The following is a 2,105-nucleotide window of genomic DNA, read 5'->3' on the forward strand; positions in this document are numbered from 1 at the left end:
TCCCCGCAGCGACCGTCCGCGTGAGGATCGCCCGCAGCGCGACCGCGCCGCTAAGCACGGCGACTGGCACGAGCATCCGCGCAGCGAAGGCCGCGGCTTCGATCGTCCCCGCAAGGGTCGGGACGAGGAGCGCGGCTTCGATCGTCCGCGCCGCGACAATGAGGACGACAGCAGGGTCTTCGCCAAGCGTCCGGCGTTCGGCGGGCGCGGCGCGTTCCGCAAGCAGGATCCGGCAGCGGCCAAGCGTAAGCCGGCCGCTGCCGCGAAGTCCGACAAGGCCGGCGAGCGTATCGCCAAGGTGGTGGCGCGCGCCGGGCTGTGCTCGCGCCGTGATGCCGAGACGTGGATCACGGAAGGCCGTGTCACCGTCAATGGCAAGGTGATCGATTCACCGGCGCTCGACGTCAAAGCCAGCGACGTCATCACCATCGACGGCAAGCCGTTGCCGGAGCGCGAGCGCACGCGGCTGTTCCTGTATCACAAGCCGCGCGGGCTAATGACGACGCACAGCGATCCGGAAGGCCGGCCGACGGTGTTCGACAATCTGCCCGAAGGCTTGCCGCGGCTGATCTCGATCGGCCGGCTCGACTTCAACACCGAGGGCCTGCTGCTGCTCACCAATGACGGCGGCCTGGCGCGCGCGCTCGAACTGCCCGAGACCGGCTGGCTGCGGCGCTATCGCGTCCGCGCCCACGGCGAAATTACCCAGGCCCAGCTCGACGAATTGCAGAACGGCATCGAGGTCGACGGCGTGCAGTATGGCCCGATCGAGGCCAAGCTGGAGCGCGATCAGGGCGCCAATGTCTGGCTGGTGTTCGCGATACGCGAGGGCAAGAACCGCGAAGTCCGCAACGTGCTGGCGCATCTTGGCCTCGAAGTGAACCGGCTGATCCGCGTCTCCTACGGCCCGTTCCAGCTGCTCGAGCTTGGCGAAGGCGAGGTCGACGAGGTCAAGACCCGCGTGCTGCGCGATCAGCTCGGCGAGAAGGTGATCGCGCTCGCCGGCTGCGACTTCGCCGGCCCGTCGCCGAGCGAGACCAAGCCGAAGCCGCGCGCCGGCAAGGTCGTGTCCGCCGAGGAGTGGGCGGTGGCTGAGGCTGCACCTGCGCCGAAGAAGACGATTACCAAGCGCGGCGCGGTCGAAGATCGCAAGGGCCGCAAGGTCAAGGTCGAACGCACCGCCAGCGAAGGTGGAAATCGCCCGCTGTCGCGCGGCCCCGCCCGCCGCTACCACGGCAAACGCGACGCCGCGCCGCGGGACGAGTGAGTTCGGTTTCATGCTGATCGACGGCACGGCGCTTGTGCTCCCTCCCCCCTTGCGGGGGAGGGTCGGGGTGGGGGGTAGCTACGAAGCAAGGTTTTGCTTGTGGACCCCCACCCCCGACCCCTCCCCGCAAGGGGGAGGGGAGCGCGCCTCGTTCGTTTCGAGCTACCTGCAATCTCTACGAGCACTCCAATGCGCGTGATTGGCGGACGGCTGCGGGGGCGCAATCTGGTGGCGCCGACGTCGCGGGATATTCGGCCGACGGCGGACCGGTTGCGCGAGTCGGTGTTCAACATCCTGATGCACGCTTATGAGAATCCGCTGCTCGATGCGCGGGTGCTCGACCTGTTCGCCGGCACCGGCGCGCTCGGCATCGAGGCGTCGTCGCGTGGCGCTAAGTTCGTGCTGTTCGTCGACAACGGCGCCGAGGCGCGCGCATTGCTGCGCGCCAATGTCGAGGCGCTCGGGCTCGGCGGTGTCAGCAAAGTCTATCGCCGTGATGCCGCCAGTCTCGGGCCAGCGCATCCAGTCGAGCCGTTCGGCGTCGCGTTCCTCGATCCGCCGTACCGCAAGCAGCTGGCGGAGGCTTCCCTCGCGTCACTGCGCGACGGCGGCTGGCTGCTGCCGGGCGCGCTGGTGATCGTCGAAGAAGCCAAGGATGCCGGCTTCACCGCGCCAGCCGGCTACACCGAACTCGACCGCCGCGCCTATGACGACACCGAGTTCACGTTCCTGCGGTTCGGCGAGGGCGAGTAGTCCGTTTTTCGACGTCATTCCGGGGCGCTCGCAAAGCGAGCGAACCCGGAATCCGGCAGTTGTTTCGCACGGCGCAGAACAGGTC

At 68.3% G+C, this 2,105-nt stretch carries 2 protein-coding genes; both read left to right on the forward strand.

Going from position 1 to position 2,105, the window contains the following annotated elements:
* A partial coding sequence (locus DYI24_RS25505) for a pseudouridine synthase (protein WP_164574296.1) occupies positions 1–1,267 on the forward strand: 1,267 nt, incomplete at its 5' end.
* Positions 1,268–1,438: 171 nt separating this feature from the next.
* A complete protein-coding gene (rsmD, locus tag DYI24_RS25510; protein ID WP_349627819.1) occupies positions 1,439–2,020 on the forward strand; it encodes a 16S rRNA (guanine(966)-N(2))-methyltransferase RsmD in 582 nt (193 codons plus the stop codon).
* The last annotated feature ends 85 nt before the right edge of the window (positions 2,021–2,105 follow it).

The sequence above is a fragment of the Rhodopseudomonas sp. BR0C11 genome, from assembly GCF_010820945.1.
Classification (GTDB): domain Bacteria; phylum Pseudomonadota; class Alphaproteobacteria; order Rhizobiales; family Xanthobacteraceae; genus Rhodopseudomonas; species Rhodopseudomonas palustris_H.